We start from the raw sequence: 24,657 nt of genomic DNA, 5'->3' as shown, positions 1-24,657 counted from the left end.
GACCGGACAATTAGTCGCGTCCAGTGCCAAGCCGGTTCAGGACCAGCCATTGTCGCGCGGGCCGATTGGCGTGAGCTGCATGCTGCGACAGCGGAGGCTCAGGTCTTTGGGAGCCACCACCCGAATATTGCAACAACGACGCACGCAGCCAGGGTGATCAAATTCCAGCCCATTGAGATCCAGTAACGGACCGGCGCTTCGTCTTTCTGAAAAATCCAGGTCTCGTAGTCCAGAATATCCTCGCCCTCGAGCTCGATTTTTCTTTCGACGAGGCCATTCCAGAATCTGCGGCCGCAATCGAAGCAAAAATAGATCGCGACGAGGCGAGCGACGACCTCACAAAGGAAAAACTGCATTCGACACCCGTCATCAAGCGCTGCTTCGATGACCAGGCCGCGATCGGCCGGGTCACGGCAGTGGTTGCATCCGCGCTACACGGTTTGGGTGTGGCCGGAACCGGGGTTGGTTCAATTGCAGGAACGTTTTGCGGACCCCGCGAGCGCGGAGCGAGGCGATCAATCCGGGCGGACCATCTCGAACATGTTTTCCGGCTTGATCTCGAAATAGTCGCCGCTGCGGCCGGCGCGGACGATCGGGCGGGCCAGCGCGGTCTGGTAGACGCCGTCCTTGATCATGGCCTTGTCGATGTGGACGGCGACGACTTCGCCGAGCGTCAGCCAGGCCTGTGCCTTGTCGCCGTTGGCGCCCTGCAGCTGGATGATCTGCGTCAGGCGGCATTCGAACGCGACCGGGCTTTCGGCGACGCGCGGCACGTTGACGAGCTTGCCGGGCACGGCCGTGAGGCCGGCGATATTGAACTCGTTGACGTCATGGGCGACGTGGGCCGCGGTGGCGTTCATCTGCTGCGCCAGGTCCATGGTGGCGAGATTCCAGACGAATTCCTTCGTCTCCTGGATGTTGGCGGCGCTGTCCTTCCAGTTGGTGGAGGAGAAGCCGATGATCGCGGGCTTGTAGCAGAACGCGTTGAAGAAGCTGTAGGGCGCCAGGTTGACGTTGCCCTTGGTATCGCGCGACGAAATCCACCCGATCGGGCGCGGCGCGATGATGGCGTTGAAAGGATCGTGCTTGAGGCCGTGGCCCTTGGCAGGTTCGTAAAAATGCAGGTCTTTGGGGCTCTTGGCGTCCATTTTCCGGTTGTTCCTTCAATCGCAGGGGCGGCAAAGCGTAGCGCGCCCACCAACCTAATTGAAGTAGGAATGGTGGGCACGGCGCATGCGCCTTTGCCTACCCTATGTCGGAAATTCGGCTATTTCGCCTGCCGCGGCTCCAGCGCGCGGAACAGGAAATCGATCATCTGGTCGATCGTGGCGGTAGGCTTGTTGACGGCCTGCGCGATCATCTGCGGGTGGAAGAAGCGGATCATGCCGGTGCAGGTGCAGAGCGCAGCCAGCGGCAAGTCGGGGGCCTCGAACTCGCCCGATGCCACGCCCTGCCCGATCACCTCGCCGATCATGCCGGTGACGCACTCGATATGGGCGACGCAGACGTCCCAGTCCTCCTCCATCGCGATCGCGACCATCTCGTGCAGCTTGTTGTCGCCGACATAGCGCTCCGAGTTCATGCGATTGACGGTCGTGAGCAGCTCACGCAGCCGCTGCTTGGCCGGACCGGGTTTCGCCACGATCCGCCGCGCCTCGACCTCGACCTCGCCCATCAGGGTGCGGGCCACACCTTCGTGGATCGACTTCTTCGAGTCGAAGAAGCGATAGACGTTGGCCGGGCTCATGCGCAGTTCTTTGGCGATGTCGGCGACGGTCGTCTTCTGGTAGCCGAGCTGCCGGAACAGACGCTCCGCCACCACGAGAATACGTTCTCGCGTGTCGGTTTCCACATTTTCAGCAATCAGCGTCATGTCAGAACCAATGTTCAATTATTCCGCCGCGTCGGCAAGCGGAAATGCGAGCGGAGAGGTGCTCAGATCCTTGGCAGCATGTTGCGGCGCAAGATCGGGCTGCTTGGTTTGGCCGCTTTCCTCCAGGCTCTTGCGGAACCAGAGCGCGTAGAGGCCCGGCAGGTACAGCAAGGTCAGGAAGGTTGCAACGAACAAACCGCCCATGATGGTGATCGCCATCGGGCCCCAGAAGGCCGAACGCGACAGCGGGATCATGGCCAGGATGGCGGCCAGCGCCGTCAGGATCACCGGCCGGGCACGCCGTACGGTGGCTTCGACGATGGCTTCCTTGCGCGTCATGCCATGCGAGACGTCGGTCTCGATCTGATCGACCAGAATGACCGCGTTGCGCATGATCATGCCGGCCAGCGCGATCAGCCCGAGCAGCGCCACGAAGCCGAACGGCTGGCCCGCGATGTTGAGGCCGAGCGAGGCGCCGACGATGCCGAGCGGCGCCGTCAAGAACACCAGGATCAGGCGCGAGAAGCTCTGCAGCTGGATCATCAGCAGCGTCAGCATGACAAGCGCCATCAGCGGAAACAGCACGGCGATCGAGGCGTTGCCCTTGGCGGATTCCTCGAACGCGCCGCCCGGCTCGATCCGGTAGGCCGGCTCGAGGCTGTCGCGGATCTGCTGCAGTTTCGGCCAGATCTGGTTGGTGACGTCGGGCGCCTGCACGCCGTCGGCAACGTCGGTACGCACGGTGATCGCCATGTCGCGGTTACGCCGCCACAGGATCGGTTCCTCATGGGCGTATTCGATTTTTGCAATTTGCTGCAACGGCACGGCGACACCGTTACGCGAGGTGACCGTGAGGTCGCCGACATGGCCGAGATCGAGCCGCTCGGAGGGCACGGCGCGGGCGACCACGCCGACCTTCTCGATGCCGTCGCGGATGGTCGTCACCGGCGCACCCGAGATCAGCATGGAGAGCGCCTGCGAGACGTCCTGCGGGGTAAGACCAAGCGCACGGGCACGGTCCTGATCGACCACGAGCTTGAGGTAGGGCGACTGCTCGTTCCAGTCGAGCTGCGGCTCGAGGGCATTGGGATTCTGCCGCATCACGTCACGCACCTGATAGGCGATGTCGCGGACCTTGTTGGCGTCGGGGCCGATCACGCGGAACTGGACCGGGAAGCCGACCGGCGGGCCGAAATTGAAGCGGTCGATGCGCACGCGCGCCTCGGAGAGGTCGCCGCCGGCGACCGCCTTCTCCAGCCGCGCCTTGATGCGCTCGCGGGCGTCGACGTCCTTGGAGACGATCACGATTTCGGCGAACGCCTCGTTCGGCAGTTGCGGGTTGAGGCCGAGCCAGAACCGCGGCGAACCCTGGCCGACATAGGAGGTGTAGGTCGCGATGTCCTTGTCGTCCTTGAGCAGCGCCTCGGCCTTCTTCACTGACTTCTCGGTGACGTTGAAGGCGGTGCCTTCGGGCAGGCGCAGCTGCAGGAACAGTTCGGGGCGTTCCGACAGCGGGAAGAACTGCTGCTGGACGTTACCGAAGCCGACGATCGAGAGCGCGAACACGCCGACGGTCGCCACCACCACCTTGATGCGGTGATCGACGCACCACTGCACCATGCTGCGCAGGATACGATAGACGCGGGTCTCATAGACCGCGTGCGGATCGTGGTTGTGGTGGACCTTGATGTTCGGCAGCAGCTTGACGCCGATATAGGGCGTGAAGATCACCGCGACGAACCAGGACGCCACCAGCGAAATCGCCACGATCCAGAAAATGCCGCCGGCATATTCGCCGACCGCGGAATTGGCAAAGCCGATGGGGAGGAAGCCAGCGGCCGTGACCAGCGTCCCCGTGAGCATCGGAAACGCAGTTGATTCCCAGGCAAAGGACGCCGCGCGAACGCGGTCCCAGCCCTGCTCCATCTTCACCACCATCATCTCAACCGCGATGATGGCGTCGTCGACGAGCAGGCCGAGCGCGATGATCAGCGCGCCCAATGTAATACGGTGCAGATCGATCGACATCGCGTTCATGACGATGAAGACGATCGCCAGCACCAGCGGCACCGACATCGCCACCACGATGCCGGTGCGCCAGCCGAGCGCCAGGAACGAGACGAACAGCACGATCGCGAGCGCCTCGATGAAGGAGTGCACGAACTCGCCGACGGCACGCTCGACCACCTTGGGCTGGTCCGCGATCTGCTCGACATTGATGCCCTGCGGCACCGCCTTCATGAAGTCATTGGTCGCGTTCTCGACTTCCTTGCCGAGTTCGAGGATGTTGGCGCCCTTGGCGGTGACCACGCCGATACCGAGCGCGGGCTTGCCTTCCTGGCGCGCCTTGAAGGTCGGCGGATCGACGAAGCCGTGGGTGACGGTGGCGATATCGCCGAGGCGGAAGATCCGGCCGTTGCTCTCGACCGGCGTCTCGGCAACCGCCTTGGCGCCGTCGAGCGCGCCGGTGACGCGCAGCGGCACGCGCTGCGAGGAGGTTTCCACCGTGCCGGCCGGCGTGACGTTGTTCTGCTTGGCCAGCGAATCGAACAGCGCCTGCGGCGTGACGCCGATCGTCGCCAGCTTGGCGTGCGAGAATTCGACGAAGATACGCTCGTCCTGGGCGCCGTAGAGATTGACCTTGGTGACGCCGGGCACCTTCAGCAGCCGCTGGCGCATGCCTTCGGCGGCCTTCTTCAGCTGCGCGTAATCGGCGCCCTCGCCGGTCATCATATAGAGGATGGAATCGACGTCGCTGAATTCATCATTGACGTTGGGGCCGAGCAGGCCAGCCGGCAACTGGCCCTGCACGTCGGCGAGCTTCTTGCGCAGCAAATAGAACAGATACGGCACTTGCGCCGGCGGCGTCGAATCCTTGAACGTGACCTGCATCGCGGTGAACGCGGGCTTGGAATAGGTCTGCACCTTCTCGAAGTAGGGCAGTTCCTGCAGCTTCTTCTCGATGGGATCGGCGACCTGGGTCTGCATCTCCTGCGCGGTGGCGCCCGGCCAGATCGCGGAGACGTTGACCACCTTCACGGTGAAGAACGGATCCTCGGCGCGGCCAAGCCGCTCGTAGGAGAAGAAGCCGGCCACACCCAGGGCGATCATCAGGAACAGGATCAGCGTCGGATGGCTTACCGCCCAGCCCGACAGATTGAAGCGCTTCATGTCACTCTCCAACGTATTCGGCTGTTACCGGTCAGAACGAAAGGGACGATACGACACGGACCGTCTGGGCCGGATCGAGCTTCTGCACGCCGAGCGCCACAACCTTGGCGCCTTCAGGCACGCCGCCGGTGATGACGACGGAATTACTCTCGTAGGACTTCACGACGACCGGCTTCAGCGTCACGGCGCCGGCATCGTCGACGATGTAGAGCGAGGGATTGCCGCCCTGGCTGTACAGCGCCGACAGCGGCAGCTTCGCGACGTTCTCGGTGGCGGGATCGGACAGCGTCAACGTTGCGGTCATGCCGAGCGAAACGCTGTCGCCGGCGCCGGGCAGCGAGAACTTTGCCAGATAGGTGCGCGTTGCCGGATCCGCCGTCGGTGCGATCTCACGCAGTTTCGCGACGTATTTCTTGTTGGCGTCCGACCACAGCGTGACGGAGGCGGCGCCATCCTTGGCGCGGCCCACCAGAGTCTCGGGGATCGCGACCACGGCTTCCTTTTCGGCAAAGCGCGCGACACGAACCGCGGTCTGGCCGGAGGCGACGACCTGGCCGGCATCGATGAGGGTTGCGGTGACGACACCGCGGGTATCGGCGACCAGCGTCGCGTAAGAAAGAGAGTTCTTGGTCAGTTCGACCGAACGTTCGGCACGATAAAAGCGCGCGCGGGCCTCATCGGCAGCGGCGCGGCTCTGATCCATCTGCGCGTCCGTGGTCCAGCCCTTGGCGCGCAGATCCTTGGCGCGCTGCTCGGACGCGGAGGCCTGCGCCAGCACGCCGGTCGCGGCGCGGTATTCCGCTTCGGACTGCTCGGCCTGCAGCTTCAGATCGACTTCATCGAGGGTGGCGAGCGGCTGGCCGACATCAACGGTCTGGCCGACTTCCACGAGGCGCTTGGCGACCTTGCCCGGGACCCGGAAACCCATGTCGGTCTCGATCCGGGGCCTGATGGTGCCAACAAAGCTGCGTTCCGGCGTTTCCGCCTCATAATGCACGGTGGCGACCAGAACTGGACGCCCGGGAGGGGCTTTTTCGGCCGCCTTTTCATTGCAGCCGGTCAGCGTGAACACCGCCAACGCCAGCATCGCTCCGGTCAAGAGCTTGTAATAGCTGGAAAAAATGGATCGGGCGAACATCGGTTTCTCCATCGGCTACATACCGATGAAGATTATTGAATGTTCACTGACGAATGTCAATATTCGTCAGTGAACACCAATTCGTGAGTTAACGGGAATTAAGGAGCCCAACTTTCCCGTCGCCCCTGCGAACGCAGGGGCCCATAGCCACAAATGCCGATGAGGCGGAAGACCATTGGCCGCGTGCCCTTTCCCGAGGCCGCGGCGTATGGCCCCTGCGTTCGCAGGGGCGACGGCGCGGGCTATTTCCCCTGCCCTGCCCCGCCGAACTCGGTCTTGGTATCGTGCCCTCCGAGGAACACCAAAAGCCCCGCCGCAAGCGGCAGCAGGGAGAGCACCAGCAAGCCCGTCGACGTGCTCCCGGTAGCCTCCTTGACCCAGCCGACCAGATACGGCCCGCCAAAACCCGCGAGGTGCACGCCGTCGGCAACGTCCAGAACACCGCAAACGTACAGAAGACGCCGATCGCGGCGATCGTCAGCAGCACCATCGTCGTGACGGGATCGGTGATGTAGCTGGAGGCGCCGAGGGCGACGGCGGTGAGCAGCAGCGGCCCACCGACATGGGCGACGCGTTCGCGCGTGGCGTCGGAGTGCCGCGCCCACAGGATCATCGCGATGGTGCCGAACAGGAACGGGATCGCGGTGACGAAACCGGTCTGCGCATTGCTGAGGCCGAATGCTTTCACGATCTGCGGCAGCCAGAACTGCATGCCGTAGAGCGCACCGACGAAGCCGAAATAGACGATGCTCAGCATGAGCACCTTCGGCGACGACAGCGCCTGCCCGAGCGTCAGGTGCTTTGCCGCCTGCTTGGTCGCGATCTCCGCCTGCAGCTTTGCCGCCAGCCACGCCTTCTGTTCCGGTGTCAGCCAGTCCGCCTTCTCCGGTCTGTCGGTGAGATAGAACCAGGTGACGATGCCGAGCAGCACCGAAGGAATGCCCTCGAGAATGAACAGCCACTGCCAGCCCTTCAGCCCCATCATGCCGTCGAGCCCGAGCAGCAGGCCCGAGATCGGCGCGCCGATCACGGTGGAGACGGGAACGGCGATCGCAAACGCGGCGAGGAACCGCGCGCGATATTCCGCCGGATACCAATAGGTCAGATAGAGAATGATGCCGGGAAAGAAGCCGGCTTCGGCGACGCCAAGCAGAAAGCGCAGCACGTAAAAACTCAGTTCGCCACTCACCAGCGCCATCGCCGCCGAGATGATGCCCCAGGTCACCATGATGCGGGCGATCCAGCGGCTGGCGCCGAATCTTTCCAGCGCGAGGTTGCTCGGCACCTCGAAGATGAAATAACCGATGAAGAAGATGCCGGCGCCCCAGGCGAAGATCAGCGGCGTGAATTTCAGTTCCGCGTTCATGGTGAGCGCGGCGAAGCCGAGATTGACGCGGTCGAGATAGGAGAAGAAATAGGCCAGGATCAGGAATGGAATGAGCCGCCATGAGATCGTGCGGATGGTCGAGGTTTCGATGTCGCTGCTGGCGCCGTCGGCGGCGACTGACGTGGTGGCAAGGCTCATAAGTTTGTTCCCGGGCCGTTTGTTGTTGCTGTTGCCGGGGTTTTGAGCATTGGCAAACCGGTGTCAATCCGATTTGCGGGAGCAGCGCATCCGCAATCGGATGGGGGCAATGCGCGGGACGCAATGGCTGCGCTTCACTCCGCCAGTTGAAACCGCTCGAAGCGATGCAGTTCTTCCTCGATGCGGCGCTTGAGCTCCTTGCGCGGCGCCTTCGCGGCGCCCTTGCCGACCCAGTTCCATTTCTGCATCAGCAATTTCTTTTCCTTGCGGTCGGTCTTCAGATCGATCGCAGCGACGATGTCTTCGCCGACCAAGACCGGCAGCGCGAAATAACCGAACAGGCGCTTTTCCCGGGGCACATAGGCCTCGAAACGATGGCCGTAATCGAAGAACAATTCGGTGCGCTTGCGCTGGATGATGAGGGGATCGAACGGCGAGAGGATGTGCACGAGGCCGCCATCGCCCTCGCCTGCGGTTTGCTCCAGCGTCTCCGGCTGCGCCCAATGTTCCTGCTTGCCCGCGCCTTCGAGTTCTATCGGCACCATCTCCTTGCGACGGACACGCGCCTCGATCAGGCGGCGGACGGCGGCCTTGCTCGGCGCATCGAGATGGCAAATCGAATCGAGGCTGACGAGCCCCTGCGCGCGCAAGGCGCGGTCGAGCAGATAGGTGGTCGTCTCGAGGTTCGATGCCGGCTTCGGCGGCTTGTCCCAGCCGAAATGCCGCGTCATCAGCTCATATGTCTTCAGCATGCCGGTGCGTTCGGAGATCGTGACCGCGCCGGTATAGAACGCCAGCTGCAGCGCGCGCTTCGACGGCTTGCGGCTCGCCCACAGATGCTCCTTCTCCGTCAGCACGTCGTCCTCGATGTCGCGGATGGTCAGTGCGCCGTCCCGCTTGAGCAGCCGCATCACCTTGCGGGTGTCGGCCGGGCTGACGGATGCGAACCATTTATGGCCCTCGCGCTTGTGCAGCTTCATGCCCGGCACAAAGAAGCGAAAGTCCTTCGACGGCACATAGGACAGCGCATGGGTCCAGTATTCGAACACGCTCTTGTCGACGCTCTGGGCCTGCCGCAGGTCCGCGCGCCGATAGCTGGGAATGCGGCTGAAGAGAATGTGGTGGTGGCAGCGCTCGATCACGTTGATGGTGTCGATCTGCACGTAGCCGAGATGCTCCACCGCGGCGGCAGTGGCTGCTGGCCCCTCGCCGAACGGGTCAGGCGTATCGAGCCGCTGGGCACGCAGCCAGATTCGCCGGGCCTCGGTCTTGGTCAGGGGGTGGGGTTTTGTCGCGCGGGGCATTGTCCCGCAATGTAATCGGATTCGCGCGCCGGAGGAGTCCCGGATTATCGCTTCGGCCGGTCCGGGACGCTGCCGGTTGCGATATCCGCCTCGCAGGACGCCTTGCCATGGTCCGGGGCGCGGCATTTGTAGACGCTGCCGGTCAGGCGATCGACCAGCCACGCGCTCTCTTCGGTCGGACCATCGAAGGCGGTATAGCGGGTGCCGAGCGCGTTGATGAACGTCGACAGCAGGATTGCCGCCGCGATCATCGCCGCGCCGATCAAGGTCGGCATTGAACTTGCCGACCCCGTGAGTTCCGGTGGAACGTTACGATAATTTTGATACTCACGTTGACGCTTTACCGACTGAAACACCCGTCCGCCTGCTCTTGCTTGCCCAAACCTTTTCTTCTGATTTTCTTTTGGGATTCTCTTCGTGGAGAATCTTGCTAGGTGCCCATCATGCCGATTTGTTGTTCGCAGATCGGCGCTGACGCGACGGCATTGCGACCAGCAAACAGCAAAGAGGAAGCCGGGAAGCGGCGCGGGTTCGCTGATACCTGCAACACGAGACAATTGCGTTTTGGAGCTCGCAAGCGCCCTTTATAGAAGTCGCAGGGAACACAGTGATCTAGATCACACAGAGTCCCGAAGCGACCCCATATCAACGGAAACCGGCTGCTTCCAACGTGACCTAGATCACATTAGTCGATTTGAACCTGTCTTATCGTCGCAGCATCAAACCGCCAACCAGCCAATATGGCAGGCGTACCAGTGAGGAAGACGACAATGACCCGCTTTAATGGATTTTCCATCCTGACATTCGGCGCCGTGCTGTCGATGACAGCGGGCGTGGCGTTTGCCGGTGAGACCGTCTCGGCAGACAAGATCCTGAACGCGCTGAAGCCGACGTCGGCGACCCGCAGCCTTTCGATGGGCCCGCAGGTCAATACCGCCGCCCAGGCCAAGGAAGCCAGCTTCGTCGACACGCTGCGCAACCGCAAAACCCGCTCGCTCTCGCTCGGCGAGCGCCAGGAAATTGCCGAACTCGCCGCGACCAAGCCGAAGATCGATCTCGAAATCCGCTTCGACTACAATTCGGCCGACATCAGCAAGAGCTCGATGTCGGCGGTGCAGGAACTCGGCAAGGCGCTTTCGGACGCCAGCCTGAAGGGTTCGACCTTCGTGGTTGCCGGTCATACAGATGCGGTCGGCAGCGACGGATATAATCAGGACCTCTCCGAGCGCCGCGCCGATACGATCAAGAAGTTTCTCACCGAGCAGTACGGCCTCAACGCCTCCGACCTCGTGACCGTCGGCTACGGCGAGACCAGGCCGAAGGATCCGAACGCGCCGATGGACCCGGTCAACCGCCGCGTCCAGGTCGTCAACATGGATACCAAGACCGCCGCGAAGCAGTAGCACGCGTTAAAGTGATCGATCCGCCTGCCGGGAACGGCGGGCGGATTTTGCTTGTCTGGGATTTAGATCCAGTTCTGGAAAATCATCAGGCGGTTGAACGTCGCCATCGATGTTTCCACGAACGCGGCCGAGATCGGCAGCATTACAACGAAGCCCGCAAACCCCACCGCGACAAAGGCCCATAGCAGCCAGCGTGGCGTGGCGCCGCGGCGGAGCGCATAGACCAGCACGAAGCTCGCGGTGGTCGCGGCCGGCAGATAATAATAGATGAAGCCGAGCGTTCGCGGCAGCAACGCCCAGGCAAGATACGGGCCGACAAAGAACGCCAGCACCAGAAACGCATCCGCTCGCCGCGTCACGATCCAGTCGCGCAGGCAAACCAGAAGCGCGATCAACGCCGGCCACAGGATCAGGGGATTGCCGAGAAACACCACAGCCGAAATCCTGTCGTCGCCGACCTTGTCGAACAGATACCAGACCGGGCGCACCAGAAACGGCCAGGACGGCCACGAACTCATATAGGTGTGGCCCGCGATCGCGGTCGTGGTGTTGTCGCTGAAAATCCGCCGTTGCGCCTCGATGATGTCAGGGACCGACAGGCCGTAGAGCGGGACGAAGGTCGAGAGATAGGAAAGCGCCGGCATCAGCAGGAAGCAGGCCGCGAAATGCCAGGCCTTGAAACCGGGCCACAGGTCGGGCCGGTACCAGTCGTCCGCATTGCCGTCGGCGAACTGCGTACGCCAGCTTTGCAACAGGCGGATCACCGCCACGATGACGACGCAGACCGCGAGCACGAACAGCCCGCTCCATTTGCAGCCGATCGCAAAACCGCAACACAGCCCGGTCAGCGCGAACCACAGATGCGGCCGCTGCTGCCGGAAGCCGTGCATGAACGCGGCGATGGCGAACAGGCTGAAAGTCAGCGCGAAAATATCCAGCATCGCGATCCGCGATTGCACGAACAGCATCTGGTTGAAAAAGGCGAGCAGGCTCGCGGCGATGGCCGGCCCCTGCGCCGCGAACAATGCGAGGCCGCACAGATACACCGCGACAATGGCGAGCGCGCCTGCCAGCACCGCTGGATAACGCCAGCCCAGCGGCACGTCGCCGAAGGTGTGGATCGACAGCGCGATGAATTGCTTGGCCAGCGGCGGATGCATCGGGTTGAGCATCGGCTGCGGCATCACGGGCAGGAGCATCTGCCGCGCCGCCGGCACGTAATGCACTTCGTCGAAGTAGAACTTCTCGGGCGTGGTGATGCCAATCAGCATCGCGAAATGCGCGAAGAAAAACAGGGTACCCGCGATGATAGCGGTGCGCGCAATCGTCTGATTGGGGATGGAAGCTGGTGATTCTGGCACTGTCTTCAGAAACCAAATGAAATTGCGGCAAAATTCAGTGTGGGCGGTACATATTTTTATGTCCTTCGCATTGAACGCGATTGGAATCCGGCAGCACTAACCGACGGGCTAGTAAGGCGCCGCTTGTGATAATTCTGCCACATCGCTTGCGCGCGCGATCCGGTACGATGTCGGGATAATCGATCGGCTTTGAAATGAAATCGCGTAACTGCTCTTTTTTTCTTTTTGTGCTTGGCGCAATCGCGGTGCTGGCGGCAAGTCCGCTTTCAGCGCAAACGCGTGTCGGCGAAGCCGCCGTCGTCAAGAATCAAGTTCTCCGTGTTGCCGGATCGGCAACCAGCCAGCTCAATGTCGGCGATGGATTGCTGCGCGACGAAATCGTGCGCACCGGTCTCGACAGCGCCGCGCGGCTGGTGATGTCCGACAGCACCAACCTCTCGCTCGGGCCGAGCGCGTCGCTCAAGCTCGACCGCACCGTGTTCGACGACGAGACCCACTATCGCGACGTCGCGATCCGCCTGACCTCCGGCGCGTTCCGCTTCGTCACCGGCAATTCGGAAAAAGCCGCCTACAAGATCACGACGCCGCTTGCGACCATCGGCGTCCGCGGCACCACGCTCGATATCCTGTCGCAGCGCGGCCAGACCGTCGTCAACTTGCGGGAAGGCCAGGCATCGGTCTGCACCGTCAGCTTCGAATGCGTCCAGCTCACCAATCCCGGCGATACCGCCGTCATCACCCTGAGCGGCGGCAAGACATCGATCAAGAAGACCAACAACCCGCCATGGACCTTCGCCAAGACCTGCAGCGCCGCGGCGGGGCTTTGCAGCGCGACGCAATATGCCAACGCCTCGCCGACGGTGACGCCGCCGGTCGATGACGGCGGCATGCTGTGCGGACGCTGATGATGGCAAACCGCATCAAGGGCTTCATTGTGTCGGCCGCGCTGACCGCGGGGGTTTTGCTGACGCCGATGCTGATCGCGCCCGCGTCGGCGCAGTCTCTCGACGATTGCACAGAGTGCACCAATCCGAATCCGAACCCGTCCGGCTCTCCCTCGCCGACGCCGACGTATTCGCCGTCGCCAGCACCAACCCCCACATATTCACCATCACCAACGCCCTCGCCATCACCGACCCCAATTGCGTCGCCAACGCCGACACCGACCCCAAGCCCAACCGGCGCGGATTCCAGCGCGGGATCGATCAACGATCTGGCCAAGCAGCGCTTCAACCAGATGATCACCAACCGCGTGCTCGGCACCGTGCTGCTCGGCATCAACGAACAGGTCAATTGCGGCGATTGCGTCAGCGCCTTCGGCTCGGCGGGGTCTTTCTCGGCCGGCATTCACGGCCGCAAGAACCTGACCGCCAATCTGTCGCTGCTGGCGGGCATCGCCTACACGCACTACAGCGAAGGCGGCTACAGCGTCACGGCCGCCCCGATCGGCGCGTTCGCGTTGCGTTACGATTTCGCCGACTGGGGATCGTCACGGCCGTTCTTCGACATCGGCGCCATCCTGACGCCCTATGAGAAGATACGCTATCGCCGCACCTATGCGACGAGCCTGGGGGCGGTATCGCTGGACAGCCACACCACCGGCGACAATTACGGCGTTTATGGCCGCGCAGGCTGGATCAGCCGGCTGTCACCGCGCGACGAGGTCGCCGCCTCCGTCGAAGTCTGGCAATTGTGGCAGCGCGTGAAGGGCTATACCGATCCCGCCGCCGCGTTCAACCCGTTCGACGCCTCGATCGCCGGCGGCACCGACAAGACCAACCTGGTCAAGATCGGCGGACAATGGACGCATCTGTTCGGCAACAATGTCGAGGCCAACATCAATGGCGGGTTCGTGCAATCGTTCGGCACCCAATCCGGCATCGTCGCCACCGTGACCGGCAACGGCACCGTGGTGCCGACGATCGGCAACCAGGGCTGGTTCGAATATGGCGGCCGCCTTGGCTTCCGGATCAGCAAGGGCTGGGTCGCCGACCTCTTCGTCAACGGCACCGCCGGCCCGCAGCCGGTCGGCAACACGCTGCATGGCGGCGTCGGCTTGCGGATCACGTACTAGGCCGCAGACTCGTAAGCGCGGAGCCACAGCCGGATTGAAGCGAGCACTACAATCCCGGTGATCTCGCCGCCCAGGCCTTGGTGGCCTGGCAGCTTTCCATCGCTCGGGCGTAGGCAGGGCGTGCCGTCGTGCGGGCGAGATAGTCCCGCTCGGTAGAACCGGGGACGTAGTTGCCGGTTCGCAGGCCGAGCAGGAGGGCGTAGCTCACCGAGATATCGGCAGCAGTGAATCGGTCGCCGGCGAGATAAGGGCAATCCGCGAGGCGGCGGATAACCAACCCCAGCCGGCTCTCGAAGGTCTCGAATGCCCAGCAGGTAACCCGGGCATTTCGCTCGGCTTCGGGCGCCAGTTGGCGACCGACCAAGACGGCGTTCATCGGCCCGGCGAGTCCGGCCTCGCCTAAGTGGAGAAATTGCAGATAGGAAGCGAAGGCGGGATCGTCCGGGGCGACGGCAAGCGAAGCTGAGCCGTGGCGGGCGAGCAGGTACTCAAGAATCGCGATCGATTCGACCATGATCGTTTCGCCGTCCTGCAGTGCGGGAATGAAGCCGGCCGGGTTGATCGCGAGGAAATCACGATCAACCTCTGGTGCCAGCAGATCGACCGGCCGCAGCCGATAAGCCAATCCTAATTCCTCAAGCAGCCAAACAACACGGAAGCCACGACCTTCGCCATAGACGGTGAGCATAGTTAAGCGTTCCTGGATTGGGCTAGAGCCTTTTCCGTTCCGATGGAATCGGAACGGGGCTCTAGATTCTTGTTTTGACGCGTTTTCTTGACGCGAACCGGTGTCCACTTCGCTGGAAAACGCTCTAGATATACACCCGGGACAGACGGTGGGCACGGCGCGAAGCGCGCCCTTGCCCACCCTGCGCCCCTCACCTTACGCCGCCGCGATGACCGTGAGATCAGGCGTTGGCGACAGCCGGTTGCGCCGCATTCGCGGCCGCGACATCCATCCACATCACTTCCCAGATATGGCCGTCCGGATCCTCAAAGCTGCGGCCGTACATGAAGCCGTAATCCTGCTTTGGGCAGGGATCGACGCCGCCGCCCGCCCTCTCGGCCTTGCCGACGAGATCGTCGACTTCCGCCCGGCTGTCGGCCGAGACGCAGATCAGGACTTCGCAGGACGTCTTCGTGTCCGCGATCTTCTTCGGCGAGAACTGCATGAACTTCTCATGGGTCAGCAGCATCGCGTAAATGGTGTCGGAAAACACCATGCAGGACGCGGTGTCGTCGCAGAACTGCTCGTTCTTCACGGCGCCGATCGCCTGGTAGAACGCGGTGGCGCGGGCAAGGTCGCTGACCGGCAGGTTGACGAAGATCATTTTGGCCATGAATGGGCTCCTTTCGAGGGGTTCGGATCAAGGACGAACCAGCCGGGACCGATCCGACATCGGTTTTGGAGATTTTTTTCGGGCTGATTTTCCGCGCCGTGACGGGGCTTTGCCTGGACTTCAGCAAACCAACTTCGGCAAGCCAATACGCAAATGCCCGGCACGAGGCCGGGCATGACAGATTTGATCGTTATCGCGAAGGGCGACGAGAAGTTACGATTTCTTCTCCGCGGGGTCCCGGTGCACGGGGTCGACCCACAGCACGGTCTCCGGCTTTTCGATCGGCTCGATGTCGAGGTTGATCGCGACCGCTTCGCCGTCGCTGCGCACCAGCACGCATTCCAGCACCTCGTCGCGGCTGGCGTTGATCTCCTGGTGCGGCACATAGGGCGGCACAAAGATGAAATCGCCGGGACCGGCTTCGGCGGTGAACTGCAGCTGCTCACCCCAGCGCATCCGCGCCTTGCCCTTCACGACATAGATGATGCTTTCGAGATGGCCGTGATGATGCGCGCCGGTCTTGGCGTCGGGCCGGATTGTCACGGTGCCCGCCCATAATTTCTGCGCGCCGACGCGGGCGAAATTGATCGCGGCCTTGCGGTCCATGCCCGCGGTCGACGGCACGTTGGGATCGAGCTGATTGCCGGGAATGACACGGACGCCATCGTGCTTCCAGCGCTCGGCGTCGTGGCTGTGCGAGTGATCGCCGTGAGAATGATCGTGCGAGTGATCATGTGTGTGGTCGTGAGAGCCTGACATCGCGCTGCTTTCCGTAAAATCGTTCGCCTTAAAATCGTTCGATGGCCAAGCGTACATAAAAACGTGAACAGAAACCAGCGTTTAGAGTGAACCGCTGGCGCATTGGTGCGTTGCTCTATCGAAGTACAAACATCAGAAGGAATGTTCCATGGGTAGCACGGCAGACAAGGTTAAAGGCGCCACCAACGAAGCCATCGGCAAGGCCAAGCAGGGCATCGGCGAAGCCACCGGTTCTGAGCAACTGCAGGGCGAAGGCATGATCCAGGAAGTCAAAGGCAAGGGCCAGAAGGCCATGGGCGACGCCAAGGAGGCCACCAAGGAAGCCATCGACAAGGCGGCTGCCGCGGCAAACAAGAACCTCTGATCGCGCTGACTGCGCGAAACTGAAAGACCGGTCCTTTGGGACCGGTCTTTTTTTGTTTGCACCATCGGGCGCATGAAGCGAGAAGCCGCGGTTACTTCACCGCCAACAATTCGACATCGAACATCAGCGTGGCGTTGGGCGGAATGACGCCGCCGGCGCCGCGCGCGCCATAGCCCAGCGCGGGCGGAATGATCAGCGTGCGCTTGCCGCCGACCTTCATCGAGGCGACGCCCTCGTCCCAACCCTTGATGACGCGGCCCTGGCCGATCGGAAAATCGAACGGCTCGTTGCGGTCGACCGAAGAGTCGAACTTCTTGCCCTTCTGGCCATTTTCATAAAGCCAGCCGGTGTAGTGCATGACGCAGGTCTGGCCGGGTTTCGGCGAAGCGCCGGTTCCGACCGTGCTGTCGATGATCTGTAAACCTGAAGCTGTGGTCATGGGTTTTCCTGCGGTCTGGGCCGATGCCGGGGCCGGAATAAGGGTTGAAGTAGCAGCCGCCGCCACGGCGGCAAACGCGGTCTGAATGATCGTGCGTCTGGAAGATCGCATCTCGTTGCCTTTCTCGATAAGTCGGAGCGTGTCTAGCGCAACGGAGCTGGTGTTGTCACCCCGTCGGCGCAGCCAAATACGCGTGAAATCGGCGCGCTTCCGGCGTGGTTAATCGGCATCCTTCCTCACTTCTTTATCCCGATGCCGCTCGATCTCTTCAGGCTCCTGCTCGTCGAGGTGAGTAAGCTCCGACCTTGCATCGCAATCCACGCGCAAAAGCTCATCCAGCTTGGCATGGAGCGCCAGATTATCGCGCCGGTTGGCGCGCTGGATGAACAGCGTCATCATGAAAACCGCCAGTGTGCCGACGGCCTCCCAACCGAAGCTATCCCTGGCAAAGGCGAACCACAGCGCACCGTAGGCGACGACCCCAAGGAAGGCGGCGGGGTGTCCCGCCGCTTGCCCGATGTGGGTTGTCCAGTGCTGCTCGGGTACCTTCGCCATCGCTCCTGCTACTTCATCTTGACGCTGGGCTCCCGGCCCCAAACCCGCAATTGACCGAGCTTGCCGACAAAGCCTGCCACGTCCTTTGCCGAAGCCAGATCAATGAAACCTTCGTCGATATCGTCCTCGGCGATCCCGGCTTTCCCAAACAGCGGTGTTGCCGCTTCCACGTGACCGATGAACTTGCAATGGGCAAACGCGTCGGCGACGAAATCGCGCGCGGTGGATTCCTGCAGCAGATCGTCCATTGCCGCAGCCGCCGGCAGCAGCGCAACCGCGTCGTACAATACCGAGGGAGCGCCATCGATCATCTGATCGGCTTCGATCCAGCTGCCGTCGCCGGCCCTGGCTCCTCCGACCTTCGGGGCGATGATTTCGAACGTGGCGCCTTCCTTGGTGAGCGCCTTCTGCAGCGCTTTCAGCAACGCCGCATCGGTGCCGTCGGTGACGAGGATACCGAGCTTGCGGCCCTCGAACCGTTGCGGCCCGTTTTCGACGATGCTCAGTTTTGGGGACGGATCGAGGTCCTGCCGCGTCGGCATTGCCGCAGCGGCCGGCTTGGGCATCGCTTTCAGCCCGAGCCCTGTGCCGACCTTGCCCGCCAGCGTCTCGTCGATGTTGAGCAAATGCGACACCATCCGCTCGCGAATGACAGGGGTTTTCACCTTGCTGAGTTCGAAGGTCAGCGCCGCCGCGATATGATGCTGCTCGCCGCGGGTTTGGCTGATCAGGAACTGCCGCGCCTGGCTGTAGTGATCGGCAAAGCTCTCCGCGCGAAGCCGGCGTTTGGCGCCCTGCTCCACGTCCGCAAATGGCACGAAGCCACGCTGCGGGGACTCGCGTGGTCCTTCGCCGAATGAATTCGGTTGATAGTTGACGCGCCCGACCGGGTTGCGCATCGCCATATGACCGTCTTGCTGGAAATGAGCGAATGGACATTTCGGCGCGTTGATCGGAATATGGGTAAAGTTGGGTCCGCCCAGCCGCTTCAACTGGGTGTCGAGATAGGAAAAATTGCGCCCCTGCAGCAGCGGATCGTTGGAGAAGTCGATGCCGGGCGGCACGTTCTGGGTCATGAACGCGACCTGTTCGGTCTCGGCGAAGAAATTATCCGGCATCCGGTCCAGCACCAGACGGCCGACCGGGATCGGCGGCACCATTTCTTCCGGAATGATTTTGGTAGGATCGAGCACATCGAAGTCGAAACGGTCCGCGAAGGCCTGATCGAACAGCTGAAACTGCAGTTCCCATTCCGGAAAATTTCCGGTCCGTATGGCGGTCCAGAGGTCGCGACGATGGAAATCCGGATCGGCGCCGTTGATCTTCACAGCCTCGTTCCACAACACCGACTGCAGGCCGAGCTTGGGCTTCCAGTGGAATTTGACGAACGTCGACTCGTTCTTCGCATTGACGAGACGGAACGTGTGGACGCCGAACCCTTCCATGAAGCGGAACGAGCGCGGGATGGCGCGGTCCGACATCACCCACATGATCATGTGCATGCTTTCGGGGGTCAGGCTGATGAAATCCCAGAAATTGTCGTGGGCTGATTGGGCCTGTGGAAACGCGCAATCCGGCTCTTCCTTCACCGCATGAACGAGGTCCGGAAACTTGATCGCGTCCTGAATGAAGAACACCGGAATGTTGTTTCCGACGATGTCCCAGTTGCCTTCCTGCGTATAAAGCTTGACGGCAAACCCGCGCACATCGCGCGCCAGATCGGACGAGCCCTTTGCGCCCGCCACCGTCGAGAACCGCACAAAGGCCGGCGTTCGCTCGCCGGCGCGTTGAAACAGGTCGGCACGGGTGTATTTCGAAAGCGGCTTGTAGTTCTCGAAGAAGCCGTGTGCGCCGTAGCCGCGGGCATGAACCACGCGCTCCGGAATGCGCTCGTGGTCGAAGTGGAAGATCTTCTCGCGGAAATGAAAATCTTCGAGCAGCGTAGGTCCGCGGGGGCCGATCTTGAGCGAGTTCTGATCGTCCGACACCGGACCGCCCTGGGCGGTGGTCAGCACCGGCACATCAACTGTCGCAACCTGATGCAGCTCGCCGCCCTCGCCGCGACTCAGTTTCTGATCGTGAATCGTTACCGACCGGGCGGATATTGCTTTGCCGTTGACGGCTGACTTGGAAGATTTGGCCATGAATTTTCCTGGTTAGAAACAATGGCACCAAGCGTCGGTCCATCGAAATGACGAGAAGGCAAAATCCCCCGCGACCGCGGGGGATTTTCAGCTCTGGTTTCAACTGCCTATCGCAGCAGCAGGATCAGGATGATCAGCGGAATCGGAATTCCGACGAGCCAAAGAAAAATGGGCATGGGACGTTCCTTTCATGTTGCAGAGTTAGCGGTGAGCCGCGCGTCGCCATGTACCGTCGCGAAGGGCACCGCCTTCGGTCGCAGCAAGGCTTGCGCAGAACGCGCCGATCAGAAGTGACGCCACGAGCCAGAACGCGAGTTGCGCGGTGGCCTTGCGGGCCGCATCAGCATCTGCCTTGATCTGCGTGACGACATCATTGACGCGCTTTTCGGCATCGGCCTGGCTCAGACCGGTTCGCGCAGCAACGACCTTCGAAACGTAAGTCTTGTCGGGCGCTTTCAGTTCACCGCCGTTGCGGAAGCTTGAGGTGAACAAGCGGGTCATTTCACCGCGCGGGTCCTGCGTATTGCCGGTGCTGGCCGGCGCCGGCGTGTCCGCACGCAGCAGCGTGTCGACGTAACCGTCCATCGGGCCGGACTGGCTCGCCGCAGTCGTCGCCGCCTGGCTTACGCCGGACGCCGCGCCGCCAATCAAGCTGCTCGCTGGCGATGCCAGAAGGATCGCGCCGAGCACGGAAGCGAAAGCCCAGGCGATAAAGCCATGAGCGGTGTCACGAAAATAGACCTCGTCGGTGTGAACGCCGGTCCATCGCGTCCGCAGCCGACCGGCGATATAGCCGCCGATCGAGGAAGCGAGCATCGCAATGACGATGAGATAAAGGCCCGTTCCGATTTTGAAGGTCGTTGCCGACACGCCCGAGCCGCTCCAGGGCGACACGACGGAGAGACCAAGACCGATGCCGAACGCCAGCAATACCAGCGTGAGCGCACAACTGACGACGGCGCCAGCGGCAACCGCGGGCCATGAAACGCCGGAGACGGACGGCTCGACCGTATCGACTCCCGGTTGAATAACGACTGCATCCATAATAGTGCGCTCCAAGCTGACGGCAGAAATTTCAAGTGCCGCATTGTTGTTCAGATGCCGCACCAATGTGCTGTGAGAACTTTGGTTCCGAAGCATTGCCTTCTTCTTGCCGAGAAGCATCGGAAGCACCGACTGAACACGACAACGAGCACGCCCTCGGTTTTTCCGAGGGCGCGTGATCGCTATTGTCTCTGTGCGACGATGGGTCGGCCTAGCCTACCGCGCGATCCGCAGCCTCTTTGGCTTTCTTGCCTGTCTTCTTCACGGACTCTTCGCCGGCCTTTTCAGCTTCGGCGCGCCGCTCGCATCTGTCTCGGATTTCCTCGAGTTCGTCATCGGTGAGATGTTCTATTCCGACAAAGGAATTCTGCGCGGTGCTGACGCGAATGAGTTCGTCCAGCTTGACCTGAATGGCCGCGCTGTCGCGGTTCTGGGAGTTCTGGATCAGAAACACCATCAGGAAGGTGACGATCGTCGTGCCTGTATTGATGACGAGTTGCCAGGTGTCCGAATATTGAAACAACGGCCCCGTGATCGCCCAAACCAAAACGACTCCCGCCGCGACCATGAACGCGGAGGCGCGGCCAGCCGCCAGCGACGTCTTGTTCGCGAGATCACCGAAGAAGCGGCTGAAACCGCCGTGATGCTCCACGGATCTGTTATCCTGCGGATAGGTGTTTTGGCCGGCCATCGACGAAATCTGCTCCTTCAATGCCTGACCGCCCAGCGCGACGCGCCGGCAGCGGCGCTGGCTCCGATCCACGGAGCGAAGTCCTGGATCATTTCGACAGCGCCACAAGGTGAATGAGGTGCATCCGGAGCCTCACTGCGGAATTGTCCGTTGGGGGCTCCGGACGCTCAACACCTAGCGGTTCATGAATAGTGCAAGAAGCAAAATGATCGGAAGCGGAATACCGATTAACCAGAGAAGCGCGCCTTTTCCGAAACCCATGTCAGCCTCCATGATTGATGACTGCATGGACAACGCGTGGCGATGAGCCAGGTTCCAATAGTGCAACCGTCAACCGATCGATCCACCATCCCGGTCCAGCGCGAAATCGCGCAGCAAGGGCGAACTCGCGCCGGCAATCAAATCGCCGATCATCTGCGCGGCGAGATAGCTGAACGTGATCCCGTTGCCGCCATAGCCGTACGCCGCAAAGACGCCCTTGTGTCCGGGCACCGGGCCGATCAGCGGCAGCCCGTCGTGCGTGGTGTCGAACGTGCCGGACCAGCGGAATTCGATTTCGGTGTTTGCGATCGGCCATAGCGCCGCAAGTTTTTGTGCGAGAATCCTGGACTTCTCGGGGATCAGGCGGTCGCGCGCCTCCGGCTCGATCACATCGTCACTGTCCTCGCCGCCGATGATGATCCGCCCTGCCCGCGTCGTGCGCGCATAATGATAATCCTTGCTGTTCTCCCAGATCAGCGCGGCGTCTTTCCAGATGTTCTGCGGCTGCGGCGTGGTCGCAATCGCCCAGCTCGATGACACCGCATGCACCGTCGAATTGACGATATCCGGCATCGTATAGCCGGTCGCGAGTATCACCGAACGCGCCTCGATCTCACGGCCATTGGCCATGGCGACACCGACCGAACGTCCCCCAGGATCGAACGCCACGGCATCGCCTTCAAACGAACGGGCGCCCCGCGCAACAGACGCCTTGAGAAGCCCGCGCGCCAGTTGCATCGGATCGGCATCGGCGGCGCCCTTTGATACGATCGCGCCGGCCCGCGCAATTCCATAAATTTCCAGCAGCCTGGCATGGTCGAGATAATCGCCGGGCAGAGCGGCGCGCTGGCGCAAACGATGCTCTTCGATCAACTCACCGCCGGTGTCACCGGCCGCCAAATAAAGCGACTCCCTGTCATGCAGGTCGCAGGCAATGCCGAGCTGTGCTACCAGCGATCTCAGGCCGGTGACCGCGTTCAGGCTGGCGCGATAGGCGCGCGAGGCGCGCTCGAAACCATAAGCCTCCGTCAGCTCCGTCAGCGAGCGGTCGATTTCCCACAGCAGCATCGAAGTGCTGGCGGCGGTGCTGCCGCGACCCGGCAACTCGCGATCGACGATCACGACGTCGAGCCCTTGGCGCGTCAGGCGCTCGGCGACCAGCGATCCCGTGATCCCCGCGCCGACGATCAGCGCATCGCATTTGAGATTCTCGCTCACCTCACGGCGCGCTGGAAGTCCGGCCGCCGCAAACCACGGTGATTGGCCGCCGCGCAGATCGGCCTGTTCGGTGTCGTCGGTATCGAGAACGCTGATGGCGGACCTCAGGGGGCTGACGCGGGGGACAAACCGGCGCACGCCTGCGCCCATCGCTTAACGAAAGCGATGGGAACTGGTTCCGAGGTCGATGAGGTGAGAGACAGCGGCGGGCAGCAAGCCTGCCCGATCGCTTTAGTATCCCAGCGCGCAACCATCCTTGCGGGGATCGGAACCGCCGGCCAGCGTGCCCTTGTCCCAGTCGATCCAGATCGCCTGGCCGCCGCCGAGCGGGCCGACCACGCTGGTGGTCTTGTGCCCGATCTTCTTCAGGCCCTCGACGATGTCAGCCGGCACGCTGTCCTCGAGCTGGTAGACGCCCTCGTAATGCAGGCCGCGCGGCATATCGATCGCTTCCTGCACGTCGCAGCCATAGTCGAGCATGTTGGTCAGCACATGGCTCTGGCCCACCGGCTGATACTGCCCGCCCATCACGCCGAACGGCATCAGCGCGCGGCCGTTTTTGGTCACCAGGCTCGGGATGATCGTATGCAGCGGCCGCTTGCCCGGCGCGATGCAATTGGGATGGCCGGGCTGGATCCGGAAACCGCCGGCGCGGTTCTGCAGCAGCACGCCGGTGTTGTTGGAAACGATCGCCGAGCCGAACGAGTGCGCGATCGAGTTGATGAACGAGCAGACGTTGCGGTCCTTGTCGACCACGGTGATGTAGACGGTGGATGGATTCATCGGCGGCGCGACGTTCGGCAGGTCGAGCAGTCCGTCCATCCGGATCTTGCTGATGTGCTCTTCGGCGAACTCCTTGGCGAGGATGCCGGCGACATCGACGTGAACCTGCGCGGGGTCGCCGATGTACTGCTCGCGCATCATGTAGGCGATGCGCGCGGCCTCGGCCTCGAGATGAAAACGCTCGACGCTCAGCGCGGGATATTTCGTCAGGTCGAAGCGGGAGAGGATGTTGAGCATGACAAGCATGGTGATGCCCGGGCCGTTCGGCGGGCACTGCCAGACGTCGTGGCCCTTATAGATGGTGCCGATCGGCGAGGTCGTCTCGGTCGAGTGGGCTGCGAAATCCTCCAGCGTGTGCAGACCGCCGATGCCGCGCAGGGTATCGACCATGTCGGCGGCGATCTCGCCGGTATAGAACGCGTCGCGGCCGTTCTTGGCGATCGCGCGCAGCGTCTTGCCGAGTTCCGGCTGGTGGATCACATCGCCGGCGGCGGCCGGCTTGCCGTGCGGCAGCAGATAGCGCTCGGTGTTGGTGCCGTTCTTGAGTTTCTCGAAACCGTTCTTCCAGTCGAAGGCGATGCGCGGGGCGACGATGTAGCCTTCTTCGGCGGCCTTGATCGCGGGCTGCAGCAGGGTATCGAGCCCCATCTTGCCGTGATCGCGCAGGATCGTATCCCAGGCGTCGATGCTGCCTGGAATGCTGACGGCGTGCGCCGAGGTCAGCGGCACCGAGTTGATCTTGCGCTCGAGATACCATTCGGCGTTTGCCGCCATCGGCGCGCGGCCGGAGCCGTTATAGGCGACAATCTTGCCTTCGCCCTTGGGCTGGATCAGCGCGAAACAATCGCCGCCGATGCCGGTCGATTGCGGCTCGATGACGCCGAGCAGTGCGCAGGCTGCGACCGCGGCGTCCGCGGCGGTGCCGCCGGCGCGCATCACGTCGACCGCCACCAGCGCCGCGGCGGGATGCGAGGTCGCCACCATCGCGTTCTGGGCATGGACCGTCGAGCGGCCGGCGAAATGGAAATTCCTCATCAGGAAAGCTTTCTTTTCAGCGTTTTCTTTGGCCACGCCGGGGTCAGGCGCGGGCTAAGTGTGGGTTCTTGGCATATTCATCCCGGGCAGGGCAATGGCTGGTATGCCAGAGATTTGGCCACGAGGGCAGGCCGGCAAACGCAGGGGCTGGCGGCTGATTTTGCAGGGTTTCCCC

General features: G+C 62.3%; 21 protein-coding genes and 1 pseudogene. 4 read left to right on the top strand and 18 right to left on the bottom strand.

All coding sequences use genetic code 11. The annotated features are described in order from the left end of the window. Window positions 1-515 precede the first annotated feature (515 nt). The 7 genes and pseudogenes from JQ575_RS32905 to JQ575_RS32875 form a co-directional block, all read right to left on the bottom strand. On the bottom strand, window positions 516-1,148 hold the full coding sequence (locus JQ575_RS32905) for a flavin reductase family protein (RefSeq protein ID WP_212037326.1): 633 nt from the start codon (window positions 1,146-1,148) through the stop codon (window positions 516-518). 119 nt (window positions 1,149-1,267) lie between these two features. Continuing rightward, a complete protein-coding gene (locus JQ575_RS32900) occupies window positions 1,268-1,873 on the bottom strand; it encodes a TetR/AcrR family transcriptional regulator (RefSeq protein WP_212037339.1) in 606 nt (201 codons plus the stop codon). 18 nt (window positions 1,874-1,891) lie between these two features. Then, entirely contained in the window at window positions 1,892-5,044 is a 3,153-nt protein-coding gene (locus JQ575_RS32895; protein ID WP_212037325.1) for an efflux RND transporter permease subunit, read from the bottom strand. A gap of 31 nt (window positions 5,045-5,075) precedes the next feature. Further along, window positions 5,076-6,182, bottom strand: a complete 1,107-nt coding sequence (locus tag JQ575_RS32890) for an efflux RND transporter periplasmic adaptor subunit (protein ID WP_212037324.1) — start codon at window positions 6,180-6,182, stop codon at window positions 5,076-5,078. Window positions 6,183-6,424: 242 nt separating this feature from the next. Beyond that, window positions 6,425-7,707 (bottom strand): annotated as a pseudogene (locus tag JQ575_RS32885) (MFS transporter). 134 nt (window positions 7,708-7,841) lie between these two features. Continuing rightward, window positions 7,842-9,011, bottom strand: coding sequence for a winged helix-turn-helix domain-containing protein (locus JQ575_RS32880; protein WP_212037323.1), 1,170 nt, complete (start codon window positions 9,009-9,011; stop codon window positions 7,842-7,844). 44 nt (window positions 9,012-9,055) lie between these two features. Next, window positions 9,056-9,286 carry a hypothetical protein gene (locus JQ575_RS32875; RefSeq protein ID WP_212037322.1) on the bottom strand — a complete coding sequence of 77 codons (231 nt, stop codon included), beginning with the start codon at window positions 9,284-9,286 and terminating at the stop codon, window positions 9,056-9,058. Between the two features lie 495 nt (window positions 9,287-9,781). Between JQ575_RS32875 and JQ575_RS32870 the strand changes: the two genes are divergently transcribed. Then, on the top strand, window positions 9,782-10,414 hold the full coding sequence (locus JQ575_RS32870; RefSeq protein WP_212037321.1) for an OmpA family protein: 633 nt from the start codon (window positions 9,782-9,784) through the stop codon (window positions 10,412-10,414). A gap of 62 nt (window positions 10,415-10,476) precedes the next feature. On the opposite strand, the gene JQ575_RS32865 is transcribed toward JQ575_RS32870, so the two are convergent. Next, window positions 10,477-11,775, bottom strand: coding sequence for a phospholipid carrier-dependent glycosyltransferase (locus tag JQ575_RS32865; RefSeq protein ID WP_409364846.1), 1,299 nt, complete (start codon window positions 11,773-11,775; stop codon window positions 10,477-10,479). A 194-nt stretch (window positions 11,776-11,969) separates the two neighbouring features. Here JQ575_RS32865 and JQ575_RS32860 point away from each other — a divergent pair, with 194 nt between their 5' ends. Both JQ575_RS32860 and JQ575_RS32855 read left to right on the top strand, forming a co-directional pair. Then, entirely contained in the window at window positions 11,970-12,680 is a 711-nt protein-coding gene (locus JQ575_RS32860) for a FecR domain-containing protein (protein ID WP_212037320.1), read from the top strand. After that, entirely contained in the window at window positions 12,680-13,849 is a 1,170-nt protein-coding gene (locus JQ575_RS32855; protein WP_409364845.1) for a hypothetical protein, read from the top strand. The genes JQ575_RS32860 and JQ575_RS32855 overlap by 1 nt, the downstream gene beginning before the upstream one ends. A gap of 46 nt (window positions 13,850-13,895) precedes the next feature. Here JQ575_RS32855 and JQ575_RS32850 read toward each other — a convergent pair whose 3' ends face one another. From JQ575_RS32850 to JQ575_RS32840, 3 genes are all read right to left on the bottom strand, one after another. After that, window positions 13,896-14,537, bottom strand: a complete 642-nt coding sequence (locus tag JQ575_RS32850) for a glutathione S-transferase family protein (protein ID WP_212037318.1) — start codon at window positions 14,535-14,537, stop codon at window positions 13,896-13,898. Between the two features lie 220 nt (window positions 14,538-14,757). Further along, window positions 14,758-15,189, bottom strand: a complete 432-nt coding sequence (locus JQ575_RS32845) for a VOC family protein (protein WP_212037317.1) — start codon at window positions 15,187-15,189, stop codon at window positions 14,758-14,760. 213 nt (window positions 15,190-15,402) lie between these two features. After that, entirely contained in the window at window positions 15,403-15,948 is a 546-nt protein-coding gene (locus JQ575_RS32840; protein WP_212037316.1) for a cupin domain-containing protein, read from the bottom strand. Window positions 15,949-16,096: 148 nt separating this feature from the next. Between JQ575_RS32840 and JQ575_RS32835 the strand changes: the two genes are divergently transcribed. Beyond that, complete coding sequence (locus JQ575_RS32835) at window positions 16,097-16,312, top strand: CsbD family protein (protein WP_212037315.1); 216 nt, start codon at window positions 16,097-16,099, stop codon at window positions 16,310-16,312. A gap of 91 nt (window positions 16,313-16,403) precedes the next feature. Here the strand turns inward: JQ575_RS32835 and JQ575_RS32830 are convergent, their stop codons facing one another. The 7 genes from JQ575_RS32830 to ggt all read right to left on the bottom strand — a co-directional run bounded on the left by JQ575_RS32830 (window position 16,404) and on the right by ggt (window position 24,482). Continuing rightward, a complete protein-coding gene (locus JQ575_RS32830; RefSeq protein ID WP_212037314.1) occupies window positions 16,404-16,862 on the bottom strand; it encodes an FKBP-type peptidyl-prolyl cis-trans isomerase in 459 nt (152 codons plus the stop codon). Between the two features lie 108 nt (window positions 16,863-16,970). After that, a complete protein-coding gene (locus tag JQ575_RS32825; protein WP_212037313.1) occupies window positions 16,971-17,306 on the bottom strand; it encodes a low affinity iron permease family protein in 336 nt (111 codons plus the stop codon). Between the two features lie 8 nt (window positions 17,307-17,314). Continuing rightward, window positions 17,315-19,450, bottom strand: a complete 2,136-nt coding sequence (locus JQ575_RS32820) for a catalase (RefSeq protein WP_212037312.1) — start codon at window positions 19,448-19,450, stop codon at window positions 17,315-17,317. Between the two features lie 201 nt (window positions 19,451-19,651). Further along, on the bottom strand, window positions 19,652-20,494 hold the full coding sequence (locus tag JQ575_RS32815; RefSeq protein WP_212037311.1) for a hypothetical protein: 843 nt from the start codon (window positions 20,492-20,494) through the stop codon (window positions 19,652-19,654). Window positions 20,495-20,705: 211 nt separating this feature from the next. Further along, complete coding sequence (locus JQ575_RS32810; RefSeq protein ID WP_212037337.1) at window positions 20,706-21,185, bottom strand: low affinity iron permease family protein; 480 nt, start codon at window positions 21,183-21,185, stop codon at window positions 20,706-20,708. A 330-nt stretch (window positions 21,186-21,515) separates the two neighbouring features. Then, entirely contained in the window at window positions 21,516-22,802 is a 1,287-nt protein-coding gene (locus JQ575_RS32805; protein ID WP_312016065.1) for an FAD-dependent oxidoreductase, read from the bottom strand. Between the two features lie 93 nt (window positions 22,803-22,895). Beyond that, window positions 22,896-24,482: a gamma-glutamyltransferase gene (gene ggt / locus JQ575_RS32800; RefSeq protein WP_212037309.1), complete on the bottom strand. Its 1,587-nt coding sequence runs from the start codon at window positions 24,480-24,482 to the stop codon at window positions 22,896-22,898. Window positions 24,483-24,657: the final 175 nt, after the last annotated feature.

This window comes from Bradyrhizobium sp. JYMT SZCCT0428 (assembly GCF_018131075.1).
Taxonomy (GTDB): Bacteria; Pseudomonadota; Alphaproteobacteria; order Rhizobiales; family Xanthobacteraceae; genus Bradyrhizobium.
Note: the sequence above shows the minus strand (reverse complement) of the source record. Positions and strands in the feature narration are given on the sequence as shown.